A 19782-nucleotide genomic window follows, 5' to 3' on the forward strand; every position below is an offset into this window, starting at 1 on the left:
TGGTTTGTGCCACCGATTCGGGCATCGGTGTCCTAAGAGATATTTAGAGCCACAAATACGGAGCACGACGCTCCGGGAGCCGACGTTCCGGCTCCACACTAATTTTTCACTCGCACGGACGCGAACCATGAGTCAACACTCAACGAGGAGTTCGTACCGTGTCAACGCCCGCCGCCGGAGCCCCGCGCAAGAAAAGCCGTAAACTGCTTCTGATCGTTGTGTGCCTCGTCGCGATCGCGGGCGGGGCCGTGGTGCCGATGGCGATGGGCGGGGCGCTCCCGTTCGGCAAGGCCGCGGACAAGGACAAAGAGAAGAGCAAGGCCAAGGGCAAGGACAACAAGACCGCGATCGTGCCGTTCGGCGAGGTGACCGTGAACCTGGCCGAGGAGCGCCAGCAGCGCTACCTGCGGACGAAGATCGCGATCCTCGTCGACGCCGAGGCCGAGAAGGAAATGACCGAGCTGGTGACCAAGAAGAAGGCGGCCGTGAAGAGCACGCTGATCGGGCACCTGGCCGGGAAGAACACGAAGGACGTGAGCGGATCGGTCGGTGTTCAACGGATGCAGCGGGAACTGCTCGAACGGATCGAGGAAGTTCTCTACCCCGACGGCAACAGCCGCATCCGGGCCGTCTTATTTGAAGAGTACGTAGTCCAATGACCCCGGCCGAGTTCGACTTCCGGAAGCCCCCGCTTGGGCAGATCGAACGCAACGTTTCGGCGTGGCTCACGAGCGCCTGCCGCTGGGCCACCGAAGCCGCCGCTTCTACGCTCCCCTATCCCGCGACGTTCCAGTTCGCGGGCCTCGAGACGCCGACCGCGACGGCCAGCATCCACGCCCTCCCCGAGGGGGCCGTCGGGATCGTGCTGGCCACGCCCGACATCATCGGCACCGGCGCCGCGCTCCTCGCGCTCCCCAACCCGCTCTTCCTCGCACTGCTCTCCGGCCTCGTCGGTGAGGCCCCGGCCGAGCTCCCGGCCGGGCGCGAAGCGACCCCGCTGGAACTCTCGCTCGTCCCCCACCTGGTCCGCGAACTGTTCATCAACCCGCTGACGAAGAGCTGGCCGGCCCGCGTGCCGCCCGCGCTCGACGTGAGTGCCCCGTCGATCCCGTCGGCCGTGTGGCGCGCCGGGAACGAGCGCGTGATGGTCGCGACCCTCACGATCACCGGGCCGTTCGGCGCGCAGCCCGTTTACCTGATGCTCGCCCGGACCGGTCCGTGGGAGGATCTCGGGGCTGCGCCGGTCGAGCAGGTCGCGCCGGTGCCGCGCGAGGTGATCGAGACTTTGGTTCGCGAAATGAATGTAGAAATGACGGTGGTGCTCGGAAAAGCCGATCTCACAATGCACGACGTTACGAGCCTAGTGCCCGGGGACGTCGTTGTTTTTGATCAGAAGGTGACCCAGCCCCTCGAGGGGCTGGTGTCCGGGACGCGGAAGTTCCGCGTGTGGCCGGGGGTTGTCGGCGACCGGGCGGCGGTCGTAGTCGATACCATTACCGGAGATTGACCGACCCGCGAGCGAGACGCGACCTATGGCCGAACCGACGACCACGACCGACCCCACCGACGCTGACCCCGCGGTGGTGGCCAAGCACCCGCAGTTCCCGGAACTGGACCCCGCGGCCGCGAGCGGCTCGGGCGCCACGCTGGACTCGCTGCGCGACGTGCCCATTACCATTACCGCCCGGCTCGGCCACACGGTCCTGCCGATCGCGGAGATCCTCACGCTCGGCCCCGGGTCCGTCGTGGAACTGGACGAACTCATTAACGCCCCGATCGAACTGACCGTTCGCGGGGTGCCGTTCGCGGTCGGCGAAGTGGTGGTCGTTAACGAGCACTTCGCCGTGCGCATCAAGAACCTGCTCCCGCCCCGAATCGGAAGGACCGACTTGTGACACGGACGCTCGTCGCACTCGCGGTGTCGCTGGGGACCGCTTCCCCGTTGTTCGCGGGACCGACGAGCGGGTTGGAGTACGCCCCGCCCACGGCCCCGGCCCCGCCGGACATCGGCGCGCTGGTGCTCCGGCTTATTCTGATGACGGTCGTTCTCATCGGGCTGTGTGCGGTGGTTCTGTGGCTCGCGCGCCGGCTCAATCAGCCGATGGGCGGAGCGGGCGACGGGGGCGGGCGCCTGAAGCACGAGGGGACGCTCGCGCTCGATCGGGTGTGCGCCGTCCACATTCTTTCGGTGGACGGCCAAACGGTCGCGGTGACCACCGACGGCACGGGCCTCCGCTCGATGGTCGTTCTCGCGGAGCCGTTTGACGCCGCACTAAACGAAGCGAACGAGACAACCGAACCGGCGGAACAACCGGCGCCCGCGCTTGGCGCAAGGCGGACGGCACCAGTACCGACGCCCCGGGTGACCGAACCGGCGGAACAGCCGGCCCCCGTGCGGCCGCAAGTGTTCTCCTTTTCGGCCACGCTGAACACGGCGGCCGAACCGGGACCGGAAAAGGAACCGGCACCACCCGCGCCCGTGGCGCCGGCGGTGCCGAAGTGGTCTGCGGACGACGTTCAACAACTCATGCAGCGCCTCGTGAACCGCCCGAACGACGAGCCGATCATTTCGCGAGACGCCGCCCTGCGTTAAGTGTTAGCGGAGGATCGCTACCAGCGACTGGAGCGTGTCGCTGGTCGTGGAGACCGTTTTCGCGTTCACCTCGAACCCGCGCTGGGCGATGATGAGCTTCGCGAACTCGTTCGCGATGTCGACGTTCGAGGCCTCCAGTGCGCCGCCCACGGTCGAGCCGCGCCCGCCCTGTCCGGCGACCCCGACCAGGGCCTCACCCGACGAAACCGACGACTGGAAGTAGTTGCTCCCGGTCCGGATCAGACCGCCCTCGTTGTTGAACCCGGCGATCGCGAGCTGGGCCAGCGAGAGGGTGCGGCCGTTGCTGAACTTGCCCGAGAGCACCCCGTCCGAACCGATGGACACGTCCGTCAGGGTGCCGAACCCGGCCCCGTCCTGGTTCACGGCACTGGCGGTGGTGGCCCCACCGAACTGCGACAACCCGTCCGAGGCCAGGGGGGTGCCGAGATCCAGAGTGATGTTCTGGGTCGCGGCGGCCCCGTTGATGCCGGTGAGGGCCACGGTCAGGGTCGCCGGGCTGACCAATTGGCCGGCCGTGTTGAACGTGATCGGCCCGCCGGTAACTGTCGCGGTTCCGCCGCTGACGGTAGCGGTCGCGGTGAAGGTGTTGGCGGCGGTCTTGGTAAACGTGACGGTCAGGGCGCGGGGGGTGCTCTGTGAGTCGTAGACCTGGATCGCGGTGGTGGCCACGTCGTTGACCTGCATCGAGGTGCTCAGGTTCCCCTGGTAGCTCACTTCCGTTGTCGCGACGCCCGCGACGCCGGTGCCGAACGGAACCTGGATGTCCAGGTTACCGGGGGTCTGGAACGCCGGGGTGGTCGCGGTACCCTCGCCGACCGCCCCGAACCGCTGCACGCGGAACCCGGTGCTCGGGTCGACCAGGAACCCGGCCGCGTCCACGTCGAACCCGCCGGCCCGCGAGTACGCCACGCTGTCGGTGCTCTTCAGTACGAAGAACCCGTTGCCCTGGATGCCGGCGTCCAGGTTGCGGCCGGTCGGGTTCAGGTTGCCCTGGGCGAACATCGTCCCGATCGACCCGGTGCCGACGCCGAACCCGAACTGGGTCGGGTTCGTGCCGCCGACGTTGGTCGACGCGGTCGACCCGCTGTTGATCGTCTGGTACACAACGTCTTTGAACAACATCCGCTGGCTCTTGAAGCCGGTCGTGTTGAGGTTCGCGAGGTTGTTACCGATCACGTCGAGAGCGGCCGAGTTCGTGGTCAGGCCGCTGGAACCGATGAAGAGAGCGTTCAAAGACATTGCGAGTAACTCCTGGTGTGTTCGAGTGTTGTGGAAGCTGGTTGCGAGTCTAGGTTAAGAAACGGTAATGAGTTCGGGTTTTTGGTTAACGGACCGATTGAATCTGATCGAGGGTCACCGAGTCGGACCCGACTTGCAGCACGAAGCTGCCGTTTTGTGCTTCGACCGAGGTGACCTTCCCGGTCTTGAAATCGGTCGCACCGTTCGGGAGGTACTCGACCGTCTTACCAATCAGGTCCGCTCCCTGGGTGAGTTGCTGCAACTTGAGCTGTTGCGAGAAGCTCGCGTTCAGGTCTTGGAGACCTTGAACCGTGTTAAGCTGGGCCAGTTGGGTGATGAACTGGCTGTTATCAACCGGCGACAGCGGATCCTGGTTCTTGAGCTGCGCGATGAGCAGTTGGAGGAACTGGTCCTGCCCGATGCCGGCGAGGTTAGTGGCCATTGTAACGTTCTCCTGTCGTTAACTTGTTTAAGGGATCGGGCTTAGGCCATTACGTCGAGGGCGCCGGGCGCTCGGACCGTCGGGGGGCGAGGTCGAACCCCGGTGGCTACCGGAGTTTGCCGGGCAGTGTCGGCCGGAGTTTCCGAGCGGAACGCTCGCGATCCGGCGTCCGATCCGGCCCCTGTTCCAGAGTCCGTTGCGATGTTCAGGTTCTGAACCGTCACACCCGTTGCTTCAAGACGCTGCCGCAGCTCGGGCAACTGACTTTCAATCATTCGGCGAACGGAGTCGCTCGCCACCACCACTTGTCCGTTAATTCCGTCACCATCGGACGTCAGCCGGATGCGGACCGCGCCGAGTTCGGGCGGGTCGAGGCGGATCTGGAACTCCGTTTTCCCGCCGCGGGCGATTACGTGGGCGTGGGTAATGATCCCGTCCGCGACCTGTGCGGTCGGCGTGGGGGCTTGGACGGTCGCGGTCGGCTGCTGAACTGTGGAGGCTTGCGTCGTCAGGGCCTGAGCGAAGGTGCCCGCCGCGGTCGCGCTGCTGGCCCCGGTCGCGTCGCCGAAGTTGCTCTCTTTTCGGGTCAGTTCGCCGATTTCTGCCAGTTGTGTCGGGGCGCGGTTCACAGAGGCCGCGTTGATTTCCGTGGGGCTCGTGAGCGCGGTCGCCGTGAGTGCGTTGGTCGCGAGGGCGTTCGTAGTTGCGGGGGCGCTGACCGTTGCGGGTGCGGTGGTCGTTGGTGCGGGAGCGGCGGCCGTCGGAACCGTCGTCGAGGCCAGGAGCGTGGCGAACGGGCTGGTCTCGGTCCCGGTCGCGGCCGGTGCCTTGTTCTGAGTGATCGTCGCCGCGGCCGACGCGATCTGAGCGAACTGTTCGCCCGCGGTGGTGGGGCGGCTGCCGACCTGCACGTCGGGCAGGGCGGTCGCTTCGACCGGGGCTTGCGGGGCCACGACCGGCGTCGGCAGTTGGGCCGCGCCCGTTGTCGGTTGGTTCGGTTGCAGCCCGGTGACGATCGGCGTCTGGGGAACCACGATCTGCTTCTGTGCGGGTTGCACGGAGGCGATCGTGCTGGCCAGGTTGGTTGCCGCGGGCGTCTGCGCCTGGGTTGTGATCTCGGCCGCGGTCGTGGTTGTCGTCGCGGTCGTTTGCGGAACGGCGGGCGTCGTTAGGGCCGTCGCCGCGGTGTTCGCGTTCAGTTTCGTGTTCGTGTCCTGGGTGACCGGGGCCGGGGCGCTCGTGTTGTTTTGGGCCGCGGCCTCGGAAACGAACTGGCGGAACAGCGGGTTGTTTTGTGTGGGAACGTTCGGCGGGGCGAGTTCCCCCGTCGTCCCGCCCAGGGCACCGGCCGGGACTTGGCCGGGACCGGCACCGGTGGTTCCGGTGGTCGCCGTATCGGGCGTTGTGTTGATCGGTGCGAGTTGGTTGGCCGCGGCGAGTGTGGCCGCGAGCTGTGCGGCCGCGGCGTCCGCGGCATCTTGATCGGCGGCGTCCTGATCGGCGGCCTGTTGGTTGGCGAGTTCCCGTGCGGCCGCGTCGTTGGCGGCGCGGGTGTCCACGGCGGCTTGAGCCGCGTCGCTCGCCGCTTGTGCGGCTCGGGCGTCGTTCGTGGCCTGCGAGAGTACGGTTTGGAACGGGTCGGAAGAGTCGGTGCGGGACGTTGTTTGGCGAGTCGTTGTCGTTGTCGTGGTGGCGCTCGATTGAAGGAGCGGGAACGTGGTAGCCACACTTGCGACGGTTGACGCCATGTGTAGTTGCTCGTCTTAGGGGGATGAATCCTCTCGCACTAGCAGGCCGTACATTTTCTGTACGCGCATCCGCATGTGGAGGTTTGCAAGTTCCGGGCCGTCCGCCACCGCGTCCAACCAGCGGCCACCAACCTTTGTCGTGTCCTGGACTTGCGCGAGCAGACGGGTAATATCCGCCCCCAGGTCCGGGGGCAGGGTTCCTGCTCGGGCAACGTCCAGTTCGATCGTGGCTACCAGGGATACGAGTCGGCCGGTCAGCTCGAGGGCCGCGTCACCGACTTTGAACCGGTCGCGAATTTCCGCTACCAGCTCAGTCGCGGTCATCACGGTTGCTCGCAATTCCTGTAGCACGTGAGCCGAGGGGAAGGGGGTGAGAAATGGAAAAAAGGGCACAACCGGCCAATAATCAGCGAGATTTCGGCCGGGCGCGAAGTTGTGTGAGTTGGGCCTGAAGTTCTTCACCTGTTCGTATAAGGGCTACCTGTGAAACTGCAGATGATGCAATAAAAGCGTCCTCGCCGCTGTCGCCGACCTCGCGGTAAATCGGGAGGGCTTCTGCTACTCGTCCCTGGCGCCGGAGGCACGAAGCCGTCATGAATCGGGCGAAGGAACGATCTTCGGCCGACAGCGACTGGAGATCGATCTGGCGGAAGGCGTTCAGGGCCGCGTCGATCTCGTTGTTCAGCACCAAGTTCATTGCGGCCCGCAACTTATCAACTGCGGCTCCGCCGGCGCCCGGGTTCGTGTCCTTGTCTTTTGTCTTCGGCGGGCTGATCGGGGGGCTGGTGGGCGACACAACTCCCGGGCCGGGTGGGTTCTTTTCGAGCCGATCGATCAACCGTCGCAAATCCGCCTGGAGCTTGGCCCGCTCCGTCGTAGTCGATTCGGCGGCCGTTCGTTCCCCCGCGAGCGCGCTCGTGTCGCTCTTGAGCTTTTCCGTCGCGGACGACGGGGGTTGTGCCGTAACGCCGGCCGCCACGCACGGGACCAGGAACGCGCCGAGCGCGAGCACGCGGTACATCAATCGCATGAGCCTGCCCTCACCGGGGATCGTTATTTGGGCGGCTATACCGCGAACCACTTGCGGGAACAAGTTCGTTCGGCGGGGCCGGTCCGGGTCACTCCGTGAGGAGAACCTCGGCGACCTGTTTCCAGTTTACCTCCTTGAACGAGCCGAACAACAGATCCTTGTAAACATCCGGCGTGTCCTTCGGGATGCCCCCGGCCACCTCGGTCGAGAGCAGGCTGGTCAACTGGTTGCTCGCGACCTCTTCGGGCGTCTGCGTCTGGTTCACGGCCTTTTGGACCGCCGCCGCTTCGCGGCACCGCTGGGCCTCGGTCTTCCAGCGCTGGAACTGTTTGTCGTTGGACTTGATCCAGTTGAGGACCGCCGCCGTACTCGGGCTGGGGGTGTCGCCGCCCGGCGCCCGCGCCCCGCGCCCGCCCTCGACCTTCGCGTTCTCCGGTACCGGCCCGGACACCGGGGCGTCGAGGACCGCGCCCGCGTTCGTGGGGCGCTTGCTCACCCCGGACGGGTCGACGAAGTAGTTCGCGACCGACTGGCGCACCTTCACGTCTTGCGCCCCGATCCACATCACGAGGAAGAACGCCATCATCGCGGTCACGAAGTCCGCGTAGGCCACTTTCCACGAGCCGCCGCCGCCCTTTGCCACGATTCGCTCCACCCGGCCGGGCCGGGAACTGGTGTTGGGTCCGGAACCGAAACCGCCGCCGGTTAGCCGAACATGTCCTTGAGTTCTGCTTGATTGGGCCGGCAATCGGTCGACATCACGCGCCGGGCGCGGGCGACCACGTCCTTCGGGCTGGCCCCGTCGTTCATCGCGATGACGCCCACGGCCATCGAGCGGAAGAACAGGATCTCCTGGTCCCCGAGGGACTGCATGCGCGCCGCGAGCGGGGCGACGAAGCCGTAGGCCGCCAGGATCCCGAGGAACGTCCCGACGAGCGCGGCCCCGACCTTGTACCCGATCTCGTCCACCGGGCCGCCGATCGACTGCATCGTCACGACGATCCCGAGCACCGCGGCCACGATCCCGAACCCGGGGAGCGCGTCGGCGCTCTTCGCCAGGGCGTCCGAGGCGGCGTGGTGCTCGCGCTCGATCACCGAGATCTCTTCTTCGAGCCACTCGCTCAGTTGCGCGCTCTCCACGGTGCCGTCGAGGATCAGCGCGAGCGAGTCGCACAGGAACTCGCGGGCGTGGTGGTTGCCGTTCACCCGGGGGTACTCGCGCAGCAGCGCGCTGGAGTCCGGGTTCGTGACGTGCGTGTCGAGCGCGAGCAGCCCCTCCTGGCGCACCAGGCGCGCGAGGGCGTACTGGAGCTTGAGCAGGTCGACGCACGCGGCCTTGCCGAAGCTCGACCCCTTGATCGTTTGCAGAACGCCCCGGACCAGGTCTTTAATGACCTTCACGGGCGACATCAGGATCAGCGCGCCGAACGAGGCGCCGCCGATCGTGACGAACTCGGAAAGGTGGATGAGTGCGGCCACTTTCCCGCCCGCCATCGAGAACCCGACGAGGACGGAAACGAGCACGATCACTGCGCCAACGATTACGACCACCGGTCACCATTGGTTAGGGGGGGAAGTTGATAAACCGAGTATTGAACAAAATCGAACGCCCGTGCCGATTTTTGCCATTGCGCGAGAAAAGATGGTCGTGAGGAGTGAACTGTGTCAAATTTCGCGCCGGGCGCTCGCGCGCTCGGGTGGCCCGAAGTCCCGAGGGGTACGGGGTCGATGAGCAGAGTAAGTTCCGTACCTGTCGGGGGTTCGCTATGCGCTGTGGACTGGTTCTCGTGGCGCTCCTTACGCTCCCGCTCGCGGCACGCGCGGACGAGGCCGACGACGCCTTCGCGAAGAAGCTCGGCGCGATCGTGCGCGACCCGCGGCAATCGTTGTGGGCGCGGGTCGAGGCCGCGAACATGATCGGCAAGATCGGCCCGAACGCGGGGGCCGCGACCGGCGACCTGATCGTCGTTCTCGATCGCCTGCGCCCGACGGAGCAGGAGCCGCTCCAGGAGGCGATCGTCGAGGCGCTGGGGCAACTCGGCGCGCCCGCGAAGGCGGCGCTCCCCGCGTTCACGCGGCTCGCGGGGCGCACCATCGACCTCGACCTCGCGCTGAAACAGTCGCGGGACGCGATCCTGAATTCTTCGGACTCGCAGGAAATCGACGCGCTCGCCCGGCAGTTGCTCAGCCGCGACCCGAGTTCACGGTTGCGCGCGACCAAGGCCCTCGCGGACCTCGGGCCGGTCGCGCGCAACGCGGCCCCGTTTCTCGCGATCGCCCTTGGTGACGCCGACGCGGACGTGCGCCGCGGGGCGATCAACGCGATAAATCGCGTGACGCCGAACGCGAAGCCGACCGAGGCGTTCGTGCGGGCGATCGCCCTCGATCTGCGAGACCCGGACGCGAACTACCGCTTGCTCGCGGTCCGCGCGCTCGGCCGACTCGGGGCGCCCGCCTCGATCGCGGTCGCGGACATCGACGCGCTGCGGGCCGACCCTGACCCTGACGTGCGCCGGGCCGTGGTGGACGCGCTGAACCGCATTCCGATCCCGCAACTGCCGCCCGGGGTGACGACCACGAACCCGTAATCGCTGCATTGAGGGCTCGCGTGTTGTGTTCGTGGTGCCGGCCAGAGGCCCGTGCCAGGAACAGCACGCGCGAGATGGCGGTGAAGGCTATTTAACCCCGTGGATAAGGCACAGTAAGGACGCGATTACCTCCGGGGTTGAGCACTACCACGCCGGTGCCGTCGGGCCACGTCACGGTTACGCGATCAACAGAACTGGCTGTACCCAGACCGAAGTGCGCGACCGGTTCCATCTGGCACAGGTAGCCGCTTCCGCCGCAAATACCCTTCACCCGCACGCGCCCACCATATTCGGCCCGAACGACGGCTCCGCGTGCCGGCGCGCCGAACCGCGTGAGGGGGCGCACGCGCAGCCAGTTCGGATGAGCCGCGCGTGCTTTGAACACAGCGAGTGGTTGGGCCGCTTTCTCACCCCGGGCGACCAGGAGTTCCAGCACCCCGTCGCCGTCGATATCGTAAATCGCAGCGCCGGTACCGAACCCCTCTGCATCGATCGCGGCGCCCGCATCGAGCATGGTGAGTGAGAGCTTCGTCTCTTCGTGTACGAGAGTGGGTTCCACGCGGAAGAGGCGGTTCGGTTCGCCCACGTGGTTGAGGAACAGTTCGTCGTTGCCGTCGTTGTCGAAGTCGGCCGCTATCAGCGTGCGCACACTGGAGGGGAACGCGAACCCCGGCGTTGCTTCGTCCTTCCAGGTGCCGTTTTTGCTGCGCGTCATCAGACGGTGTGGGCCGTCCCAGTTCACCCATGCCAGACCGAACTCGCCGTTCCAATCGAAGGTCGTGACCCCGCGTGCGTGCTCCTCGCAGTCCCGCAAGTGAAGTTGGGTCGCGACTTCTTCAAAGGTACCGTCGCCGCGGTTCCGGTACGCGAAGTTTTGCCCTCGTTCGTTCGCGCAGAAGATGTCGGGGTGCCCGGAGAAGACGGGAAGGGTAAGTACCCCGCGCCCGCCGCCCGCGCGTGCTAGTTCGAGAGGGGGAGCGAGGTCCGCGAGGGCACCGCCGGGCGCGAGTTCATACAGGCGCATCGGGCGCCCATGATTAGCCACGAAGAACCCATACCGCCCCACACCGCGTCGGTCGATGACGGCAACGCTGCGACCGGCCGACAGGTTCCGCACGCCCCGGTTCACCGGGCGCTCGAAGAGGTCTTCCCAGCCCCCATCCGGGCGGCGCCGGAAGAGTCGGTCGGCAAACTGTTTCGGTCCACTGAACGTGTCCGCGTTGAGAACGTACAGTTCTTCCCGCCCGTCGCCATCGACGTCGCCCGCGGCCACGCCGACCGCTCGGCGCTCGGCGTCGGCCAGCTCGGGCGGGGCCACGTCTCGCAGTGCCCCGTTGGACCACGTGAATACGCGGTTCGGGCCACCGAACCCGGCCACTACGAACGAGTAGCGACCCCGGTCAAGGTCCGCCACGGCAACACCGTAGTGCAATCCGGGCGGGTTGTCTGCGATGAGGTCGGATGCGTCCTCGAACATAAGCGGCCCGTCGGCACGGAGTGCGGGACGCTAGTTACCGTATCTCACGAACCGGAACGCGCAAGGGAGAAATGACCGGCGCATGCTGAAAAATCAGGAAATCCGCGCGCGGGGTCGAGCTGCCGCACTCAGACGAGACAGATTTTGTTCGCGACCGTCACCCATCCGCACGGTTCCTGGATGAGTGCGCCAATAGAGATCTGCTGTGGTCAAGAAGAAGAATTTGGTAATCGCTTGATTGATTGGGGCAGTCGGTGGGCTTGCGCCGCGTCGATCGCCGGTTTTCGGTATCAGGCTCTTACTGTTCAAATTTCCATAAATCGTGTTGCATGTGTATCCGTCTTGTGGTATTTTTGAACAGATGATTAGTGGTTGAATTGCGTGCGCGAAGTTTTGCACTGTTTCGGTGATGAAACGCTCTCAAAATGTGCCCGAAAAGGGGGGAGATTTGGAGTAATGTTAGCCGTTTGTGGTGCGGGGATTTGCACGCGATCGCGTTAAGTATTTGAATTTTCGGTGCTTAGATCGTTTGGAAGCGTGATACAAGTACCCATCCCCGGGAAACGTTAGCAAATGTTAGCCGCGCACTCGAGGGGCGGTTCCGGTCTATGGCTCACGACGCAACAGCGGTGTCGCGAGTGGAGTATTTCCGCTGGTGATCCTGGTAGTACGGTAAGCGTATCTCCGATTTTTGTGCGTGCGGGTGCTCGGGCGCGTTTAAAGCCCGGCGCCTCGCTGCATTCTTCCGAACCTGCGTGTCCGGAGATTCACCGTGCTTCGTACTGCTGCCGCGTTTCTGCTGGTCGCACTGCCGTCGTTGGCGCCGGCCCAATCGCTTCAAACGGTCGCGGAGAAGAGCGACTACAAGTCGACTTCCCGGGGCGCGGACGTCGTCCAGTTTTGTGAGGCCATCGCCCAGCGCGGGCCGGTCGCGCGCCTCGATTACTTCGGAACGTCCCATGAGGGGCGGAAGCTACCACTGCTCGTGATCTCGAAAGACCCCGTCGCAACGCCCGAAGACGCGAAGAAAAGCGGCAAACTCGTGGTTCTGGCGTTCGCCAATATCCACGCCGGTGAAGTCGACGGCAAGGAAGCGCTGCTCGCGTTCGCACGCGACCTGACCGACAAGAAGGACCACCCGCTGCTCAAGGATCTCGTTATTCTGCTCGTGCCGAATCTGAACGCGGACGGCAACGAGAAGATCGACCCGAAGAATCGTCCCGGTGACAACGGTCCCCCGAATGGGGCCGGGACGCGGGCCAACGCACAAGGACTCGACCTCAACCGCGACTTCGTGAAACTGGAATCGCCGGAAATTCGTGCTCTGGTGAAGCTCATTGACACCTGGAACCCGGCGATGGTGATCGACTGCCACACGACTAACGGCAGCAAGCACCGGTACACACTCACCTACGACGGTCCGCGGTACCCGGCGACCGATACCGACGCCGCGACCTGGGCTCGCGCCACTCTGTTCCCCGCGGTCACGAAGCACGTCAAGGACGCGACCGGGTTCGATCTCGCGCCCTACGGCAATTTCAACAGGGATCGCACCAAGTGGGAGACGTACCCCGCGACCCCGCGGTACAGCATTCAGTATTTCGCGCTGTGCGGGCGCGTTGGGATTTTGAGTGAATCGTACAGTTACGCCACGTTCAAAGACCGCATCGACGGCACGAAGGCGTTCGTGACCGCGTGTTTCACTGTTGCCGCGGAAAAGCGCCAGGAACTGGTGAAGATCGCGCAGCCCATCAAGAGCACGCGGGTTACTCTGCGGACAAAGACCGAGATGTTCCCGGAGACCACGGACATCCTGGGTTTTGAGGAGATCGAGAAGGACGGGAAGCGTGTTGCTACGGACAAACCGAAGACCTACCCCCTTCACTTTGTCGGGCGGGTGACGCCGACCGAGTTCACGGAGCTACCGTTCGCGTACCTGATTCCTGCAACCGAGACGACGGTAATCGAAACGCTTCAGCGGCACAGGATCAAGGTCGAGGAGTTGCGCGAAGACATCGATCTCGACACGGAATCGCTCCTCGTGTCTCGCGTGGAAACGCAACCAAGCGGAAGTCCGAACCGGCGCTTCGTGGTCGAGGTGGGCGGAGAGTGGAAGAAAAAGAAACGTCGGGTACCGGCCGGAACAGTTGTGGTGAAAACGGGGCAATCACTCGGTGTGCTCGCGAGCTACCTGCTCGAAGCGCGAAGCGAAGACGGACTCACGACCTGGGCCTTTTTCGGCGACAAACTGGTTGCGGGTACGGACTTCGCCGTTCAGCGCCTCGCGAAATCGTACCCGATGGCACTCGGTAGCGTGCGCGCGTTGCCTGAAACGCGCCGAGCGGATCAGCCGGTCACAGAAGCGCTACTGATGGGCACCGGGGGAACGTTCACGTTCGGGTTCGCGGGTATTCCGCTCTCGACGGGTGCTTGGGTGGATGCCGAACACTTCCTGCAAGTCAAAGAAGGCAAGCTTCTGAAGGTCGAAGCGCGAACGGGGCGAGCGGAACCATTTGCTGATCCGGCGCTCATCAAGAAATCACTCGCGGCGATCAAGGATTTGGATACCAAGATCGTCGAGAGTACCGCGAAAAGCACGTCGTTCCGAACCAATCCCGACCGAACCGCGTTCCTGTTCGACATCGGTTCGGACATCGGCATCGCGTATTTCGACGGGCGCCCCGGAGCGCGTCTCACCAAGAGCAGTGGGGCCAAGGAACACGTCAGCTTCGCACCCAACGGGAAGACGGTCGCGTTCGTTCGAGAAAACAACTTGTTTGCCGTGGATGTGGAGAAACTGGAGGAGAAACAACTGACGACCGACGGCGGGGGAGAGGTCTTCAACGCGAAGGGCGACTGGGTGTACGAAGAGGAGATCTTCAACCGCGACGGGAAAGCGTACTGGTGGTCACCGGACGGGGCACAGATCGCGTTCCTGCGATTCGACGATGCGCCCGTGCGCAAGTTCAATCTCGTCGATCTCCAACCGGTTCGCGGGAACCTGGAGAGTTACGCCTACCCGAAGCCGGGCGACCCGAATCCACTCGTGAAGATCGGCATCGTGAGTGTGGGCGGCGGGAAACCCGTGTTCGTGGACATGGGCGCGTACAAGCCGGCTGACACCGTGATTTCGCGCGTGGGGTGGGTGGCCGAGTCGAAAACGGTGTTCGCGTTCGTGCAGAACCGGACCCAGACGTGGCTCGATTTCGTGACGTGGGCTGCGCCCGACGCGAAGCCCAAGACGCTGTTCCGCGAGACGACGAAGGCTTGGGTGGATGACCCCGGTGAACCGCGGTTCCTGCCGGACGGTTCCTTCCTGTTTCTCAGTGAGCGCACCGGATGGAAGCACCTCTACCACTATTCTGCCGGGGGGAAGTTGATCGCCCCGATCACGAAGGGCGACTGGGAGGTGCGCGACGTGCTCCGCGTCGATGGGAAGGAAAAGACGGTGTACTTCACCGCGGGCCTCACCAGCCCGACCGGAACGGACTTCTGCCGCGTGCAATTCGGGAGTGACACCGAGTTGCTCAGTGAAAAGGGCCAAACGCACCGCGTTTCGCTCGCACTGAGCGGCGGATTGTTCGTGGACCGGTTCGGCGACGCAATGACGCCGACGCGCTCGAACGTGTGCGAGGTGGGGAAGGGGGCCGTGCGCAAGCTCGACACGAACCCGGTGCGCGAGCGCGAGGAATTCCGGTTCGGGAAGTACGAGCGCGTGAAGATCGAACTCAAGGACGGGTTCGTACTCGAAGGTGCGATCACGTACCCGCCGAACTTCGACCGGACCAAGAAGTACCCCGTGTGGCTGTTTACTTATGCCGGTCCGCACAGCCCGACCCTGCGTGACGAGTGGGGCGGTGGGCGGATCATGGAACAGTCGCTCGCGACCAGCGGCGTCATCTGCTTCCGGGTGGACCCGCGGAGCGCGAGCGGGAAGGGGGTGCAGTCCGCGTGGACGTGCTACAAGCAACTCGGCGTCCAAGAACTCAAGGATTTGGAAGAAGCAGTCGCGTGGCTGGCGAAGAACCCGTACATCGATACGACGCGCGTGGGCATCAGCGGTCACAGCTACGGCGGGTTCATGGCCGCGTTCGCACTGACGCACTCCAAAACCTTCAGTGCGGGGATCGCGTCCGGTCCCGTCACGGACTGGGCGCTCTACGACACGATTTACACCGAGCGCTACATGCTCACGCCGAAGGAGAACCCGGACGGGTACGCGAAGTCGAGCTGCGTGGCTGCGGCGAAGGAGCTGAACGGCAAGTTGCTCATCGTTCACGGCATGATGGACGACAACGTCCACATGCAGAACAGCGTGCAACTCGCCGACGCGCTTCAGAAAGCTGGGAAAGACTTTGAGATGATGCTTTACCCCCGAGCGCGACACGGAATCGGGGGCGGGCACTATCTGAAACTGCAACTCGACTTCATCCGCCGCACGATGGGCGTGAACAAGTAAGGGCCGGAACCGCGCTGTGGGGCAACAACTGGTGCCTCACAGCGTTAGATCGTGACCGACGAGAACCCGCCGTCCACGACGATGTTTTGGCCGGTCACGAAGCCGGACGCGCGCTGGGACGCGAGCCAGATCACCGCACCGGCGAGTTCCTCTGCGCTCCCGAACCGGCCCATCGGCGTGTGGCCCACAATGGCCTGCCCGCGCTCGGTGTACGTGCCATCGTCTTTGAGCAACATTCGGCGGTTCTGCTCGGCCGGGAAGAACCCCGGGCTGATTGCGTTCACGCGCACACCTTTGGTGGCCCACTCGCGCGCGAGCCAGAGCGTCAGGTTCAGCACCGCCGCCTTCGACGCAGAGTACGCGACCACCCGCGAGAGCGGGGTGATGCTCGCCATTGACGCGATGTTGATGATGCTCCCGCGCCCGGCCGCGACCATTTTTTCGCCGAAAATCTGGCACGGCAACAGTGTTCCGCCGACGAGGTTCAGATCAAATACCGCGCTCCAACCTTCGAGCCCCATCTTGCAGAAGTCGCCGCCGGGCGCGACGGTTGCTTCCGGCTTGTTTCCGCCGGCACCGTTAATCAGGACCGTCACGTTGCCGAGCTTCGCAGTGATCGCGTCGCGTGCGGCGATCAGCGATTCGCGGCTCATCGCGTCGGCGCTCTGGAAGATCGCTTTCCCGCCGGCCTTTTCGATGGCGCGGACGCGCTCCATTCCGCGCTCTTCGCTGCGGCCCACAACCGCGACGGTTGCACCGGCCGCGGCCAGGGCGTCGGCCATCGCCCCGCCGAGCACGCCCGTGCCGCCGAGAACCGCAGCCACTTCGCCTTTGAGACTGAAAAGATCGGTCATGATTTGTTCCGCAGGTGGGAGTGAAGAGGAGCCGCGGATGAACGCAGAAAGGCGCAGAGCCGATATCGTGCTTGATCGTGCCTTCCATCCGCGTTCATCTGCGGCTGTGTTATTCAATTACCCGATGAATAGTGGTTTCAAGTGTCGGTCGAACAGGTTCCCGGTTACGTTGCGCGCGACAGCCGTTTCGCACGTCCTGAGCATGCCGAGATACTGTTCACCCAACTGTGCCGCGATCTTGAACCCGACGTGGACGAGTTGACGGAGCGACGAGTTGAACTGCGGGTTCTGGGGGGCGTGACGTAGAGCGCCCACGAACTGTTCCGAGGTCCATTGTTGCACCTCGTTTGCGGGCGGCAATTTCGAGGCGTCGATGTCGATCACGGTCGCATAGGGGGCACAGAGTTCGTCTTTCTTCGCAAGTGCCTTCGCGTAGATCGTTTTCGCTAGAGCCAGCCCTTCGCCCCCGGATTCCGCGAGCCCGATTACCTCTTCCAGCCAGGTTGTACCGGCGGTCTTCAGGTGCAAACCAGCGCCGGTTTCACGAATCGCGCGGTGCATCGGGGCATACAGCGAGAACTTGTCGCTTCCCGAGTGAACGCTCAGCTTCAAATTGGCCGGGAGCTGGAAGTTCTTCACCGCGAATGCAATTACAGCAAGGTCGTCGCGGAACTCGCGCTCGAATTGGGCCACGTCACCGACGTAGTCCACGCCCTTGTTGAACCGCCCGGTAAACTTCGGCGCGATGGTCTGAACCGGCACGCCCTCGTCGGCGAGCGCGGCGAGGATCAGCAACAGTTCTTGCGGCGATTGTGGTTCATCGGTCTCGTCCATCGACACTTCGGTGATGAAGCCGTCGGCCCCCTTTGCGGCCGCAATTTTGCGGTAGATCGCGCCCGCGTCTTTGACTGCTTTGAGGTACTTCCCGGCGACGCGGTTGACGTCTGCCTGGGTCGTTGTGAATGGCGCGGACACACCCGGAATGGTTAGCGTGCCGAGTAGTTCGGGATGTCGGCTCGCGAAGGCATCGCCCGCGTCCGCGGGCGACGGTTGGCCGATCGAATCAGCCACGTCAATCGTGTAGAAGTCGCAGGCCGGGAGGAACCGGTCGACCGTTTCGAGCCGGATGTGGTCGGCGTCCACGTGGTAGGGCTTCGTCCACCCGAGTTCTCGCACCGCGGCGTCGGCTGCTGCACGCACGCTCGCGGGTTCGGACCCGATAATGGTGTGCTCACGGTTCGACTTGTTCCACACCGGGATGACTTCGACGCCGCTTTTGGCCGCGAGGGTGCACGCCTGGAGTTGGGCTTTTGCCTGGTGTGCGAACCGATCGCCGACCCCGATTGAGTATTTGCCGAGCCTGAGCATGGGGTCAAAACCTTGCAGTGTTGTGGGAGGGTCGGGTTGTTGTAGGAACCTCCGGTGAGCAGCAAGAGCGGAGGTCGAAATCTCAAAACACGGTCGTGTGATACTCGCTGACACCTCTAAACGGGGTTTAAAACGGCGTTTCGTCTCCTGTTCTGCTCTTTTCTGTCTTCTGATCCGTGTTTTCTGTGTTCATCCGTGGCGTATTTTGCATTTCCCTCGATGCCACGCTGTCACCTTCGACCTTGTAGAAGAACTGGATCACCAGCGTCGTGCTGATCGCCCCGAACGTGTGCCACAGCCAGTGGCTTCCCATCGGGAGCGTGGTGCCGATCTCGCGGTCCACGAGCCGGAAGAACCACGCGATCGCGAAGCTGACGACGCCAGCGACCACCCACCCGCCGTGGCGGAATCGGGTGCGCCACAAAACGAGCACAATCGGGGAAAGGACGACCAGTGCGAGCGAGGCGTAAGACAGGTTCACGCTCCACCGCATGTCGACGGGGCCGATCGCCCGGAATAATACCCGGTTCACGGTGACGTAGAACACGCAGATGCCGGGTAGGAAGTACCTCCACGATCCGCGGCCCCACAACCGGTAAGCCATGAACAGTGAACCGGCGAGGCCCAACAGAGAGATCGGAACCACATCGAGCAGAAAGTAGGTGACTCGAGTGCGGGTGCCGTGGAACAGGACTCCGCCGATTGCGCCGGTGAGGAGGATCGGCATGCACGCGGTCAAAAACGGGAAATCGTGATACCGGCCGCGGACCCTCCAGACGAACCACAGTGCGATAAATACGAAGAAGGTCGCGGTGACCGTGTTCCACGGCTCAGCGATCGACGGTGCGTCCGGGCTGAACGGGTTGGGCGGGGTTTCGGTGTACACTGGCCCCCAATCCGGCATCCGGCCGTTTTGGATCAGGAGCCAATCGGGTTGAGGCGCAGGAGCGCCCTCGTCGGGTGCTGGCATCGGATCTCCGGGTTCCCTCTTGGAGCGGGCAGAAAAGATTGTAAGAAATGTCGCGGACCGTGCCACAAAGCCGGATTTTCCAGGACTTTACCGGACTTTGGAAACTTGCGAATGAATGCTTGACACCCTCGGAACGAGTCCCTAAGAAGCGCCTACCTTTGACCGCACTTGGGGCTCACCGGCGCTGTTCCGGTGCCGGTAGCGCGACGTGAACCTGTGCGAGTTTTGACCACTCTACCGACCGAAGCATTAACACCGCCGCGGGATTCGGTGCCCGCCCGCGAACGGGTTCGGAAATTGGATTTCGGGTCGATGAACGCCGATAGCAGTGGGCTATCCGGTTCACCGATCCTCACCCGTACATGAGGTTTGATCGCATGGCTGCCTGCGCCCTGTTACCCGTGGGATTCGCTGCACCGGAGGAGCCGCTGTCGTGGCTCGATCGGCTGCTCACCCCGGTCCTCTCGGCCGACGACGAGGACGAGTTTGAAGACGACGATGACGACGATGACGACGATGACGATGACGACCTGGAAGACGACGACCTGGAAGACGATTTAGACGACGACCTCGATGACGACGAGTTCGATGACGACGACGAATTCGACGACGACGACGAGTTCGACGACGATGAGTTCGATGACGACCTGGATGACGACGAGGACGACGAGGACGACGAAGAAGATGAGGACGAAGGGGGCGATGAGGACGACGAAGACAAGCCCCAGCCGCCGAAGAAGGGTAAGAAGTAGTCCCGTCGAGAGTTAGCACTGCTTATCGCGGGGCGGATACTCCGCCCCGCAATCATTTCTGGTAAAGACTGAATCTTCGAGTTACGCCCGTCCTCAAAGTTTGGCCTAGAATCGTCTGGGCCGACTTGTTTCTGAGGGGCGTACCCGATGCTTCCTTCCCTCGCTCAATCACCCTCGCGCGGTGTCCGCGGTTTAAACTTACCGCCGGGGCCGCACGGGTCGATCGGCGGGCGTTTGGCGC

The 19782-nt window shown here is 64.0% G+C and carries 18 protein-coding genes; 7 read left to right on the plus strand and 11 right to left on the minus strand.

The window, feature by feature from the left end; genetic code table 11:
* The first annotated feature begins 158 nt into the window (after positions 1–158).
* The 4 genes from fliL to VT84_RS11220 are packed head-to-tail and all read left to right on the plus strand — an operon-like array spanning position 159 to position 2593.
* Positions 159–659, plus strand: a complete 501-nt coding sequence (fliL, locus tag VT84_RS11205; protein WP_052561336.1) for a flagellar basal body-associated protein FliL — start codon at positions 159–161, stop codon at positions 657–659.
* The gene (locus VT84_RS11210) at positions 656–1507 is read left to right on the plus strand and encodes a FliM/FliN family flagellar motor switch protein (protein WP_082839574.1); all 852 of its coding nucleotides are present in this window, start codon (positions 656–658) and stop codon (positions 1505–1507) included. The genes fliL and VT84_RS11210 overlap by 4 nt, the downstream gene beginning before the upstream one ends.
* A 25-nt stretch (positions 1508–1532) precedes the next feature.
* On the plus strand, positions 1533–1895 hold the full coding sequence (locus VT84_RS11215) for a FliM/FliN family flagellar motor switch protein (RefSeq protein ID WP_052561327.1): 363 nt from the start codon (positions 1533–1535) through the stop codon (positions 1893–1895).
* A complete protein-coding gene (locus VT84_RS11220) occupies positions 1892–2593 on the plus strand; it encodes a hypothetical protein (protein WP_082839575.1) in 702 nt (233 codons plus the stop codon). Before VT84_RS11215 ends, VT84_RS11220 begins: the two co-directional genes overlap by 4 nt.
* A 3-nt stretch (positions 2594–2596) precedes the next feature.
* On the opposite strand, the gene VT84_RS11225 is transcribed toward VT84_RS11220, so the two are convergent.
* The 7 genes from VT84_RS11225 to motA form a co-directional block, all read right to left on the minus strand.
* Positions 2597–3853: a flagellar hook protein FlgE gene (locus tag VT84_RS11225; protein ID WP_082839576.1), complete on the minus strand. Its 1257-nt coding sequence runs from the start codon at positions 3851–3853 to the stop codon at positions 2597–2599.
* 85 nt (positions 3854–3938) lie between these two features.
* Complete coding sequence (locus VT84_RS11230) at positions 3939–4295, minus strand: flagellar hook assembly protein FlgD (protein ID WP_052561320.1); 357 nt, start codon at positions 4293–4295, stop codon at positions 3939–3941.
* Positions 4296–4336: 41 nt separating this feature from the next.
* A complete protein-coding gene (locus tag VT84_RS11235; protein WP_082839577.1) occupies positions 4337–6043 on the minus strand; it encodes a flagellar hook-length control protein FliK in 1707 nt (568 codons plus the stop codon).
* 15 nt (positions 6044–6058) lie between these two features.
* The gene (locus VT84_RS11240) at positions 6059–6367 is read right to left on the minus strand and encodes a hypothetical protein (RefSeq protein ID WP_052561318.1); all 309 of its coding nucleotides are present in this window, start codon (positions 6365–6367) and stop codon (positions 6059–6061) included.
* Positions 6368–6449: 82 nt separating this feature from the next.
* Entirely contained in the window at positions 6450–7073 is a 624-nt protein-coding gene (locus VT84_RS11245) for a hypothetical protein (protein WP_052561316.1), read from the minus strand.
* A gap of 88 nt (positions 7074–7161) precedes the next feature.
* Positions 7162–7716 carry a flagellar motor protein MotB gene (locus tag VT84_RS11250; protein WP_052561314.1) on the minus strand — a complete coding sequence of 185 codons (555 nt, stop codon included), beginning with the start codon at positions 7714–7716 and terminating at the stop codon, positions 7162–7164.
* A 62-nt stretch (positions 7717–7778) separates the two neighbouring features.
* Positions 7779–8624 (minus strand): flagellar motor stator protein MotA, encoded by an 846-nt coding sequence (motA, locus tag VT84_RS11255; protein WP_052561312.1) that lies wholly within the window; start codon positions 8622–8624, stop codon positions 7779–7781.
* Positions 8625–8839: 215 nt separating this feature from the next.
* Between motA and VT84_RS11260 the strand changes: the two genes are divergently transcribed.
* Positions 8840–9661, plus strand: coding sequence for a HEAT repeat domain-containing protein (locus tag VT84_RS11260; RefSeq protein WP_052561310.1), 822 nt, complete (start codon positions 8840–8842; stop codon positions 9659–9661).
* 91 nt (positions 9662–9752) lie between these two features.
* On the opposite strand, the gene VT84_RS11265 is transcribed toward VT84_RS11260, so the two are convergent.
* Complete coding sequence (locus tag VT84_RS11265) at positions 9753–11138, minus strand: CRTAC1 family protein (protein ID WP_082839579.1); 1386 nt, start codon at positions 11136–11138, stop codon at positions 9753–9755.
* Positions 11139–11910: 772 nt separating this feature from the next.
* Between VT84_RS11265 and VT84_RS11270 the strand changes: the two genes are divergently transcribed.
* Positions 11911–15597: a DPP IV N-terminal domain-containing protein gene (locus VT84_RS11270; RefSeq protein WP_082839580.1), complete on the plus strand. Its 3687-nt coding sequence runs from the start codon at positions 11911–11913 to the stop codon at positions 15595–15597.
* Between the two features lie 44 nt (positions 15598–15641).
* On the opposite strand, the gene VT84_RS11275 is transcribed toward VT84_RS11270, so the two are convergent.
* From VT84_RS11275 to VT84_RS11285, 3 genes are all read right to left on the minus strand, one after another.
* A complete protein-coding gene (locus VT84_RS11275; protein WP_052561305.1) occupies positions 15642–16451 on the minus strand; it encodes an SDR family oxidoreductase in 810 nt (269 codons plus the stop codon).
* Positions 16452–16568: 117 nt separating this feature from the next.
* Positions 16569–17819 carry a tagaturonate epimerase family protein gene (locus tag VT84_RS11280; protein ID WP_052561302.1) on the minus strand — a complete coding sequence of 417 codons (1251 nt, stop codon included), beginning with the start codon at positions 17817–17819 and terminating at the stop codon, positions 16569–16571.
* A gap of 127 nt (positions 17820–17946) precedes the next feature.
* Positions 17947–18789: a ceramidase domain-containing protein gene (locus VT84_RS11285; RefSeq protein WP_052561300.1), complete on the minus strand. Its 843-nt coding sequence runs from the start codon at positions 18787–18789 to the stop codon at positions 17947–17949.
* Between the two features lie 377 nt (positions 18790–19166).
* Here VT84_RS11285 and VT84_RS38375 point away from each other — a divergent pair, with 377 nt between their 5' ends.
* On the plus strand, positions 19167–19541 hold the full coding sequence (locus VT84_RS38375) for a hypothetical protein (RefSeq protein ID WP_052561298.1): 375 nt from the start codon (positions 19167–19169) through the stop codon (positions 19539–19541).
* The last annotated feature ends 241 nt before the right edge of the window (positions 19542–19782 follow it).

Origin of the sequence: Gemmata sp. SH-PL17 (assembly GCF_001610855.1) — a bacterium.
GTDB classification, from domain to species: Bacteria; Planctomycetota; Planctomycetia; order Gemmatales; family Gemmataceae; genus Gemmata; species Gemmata massiliana.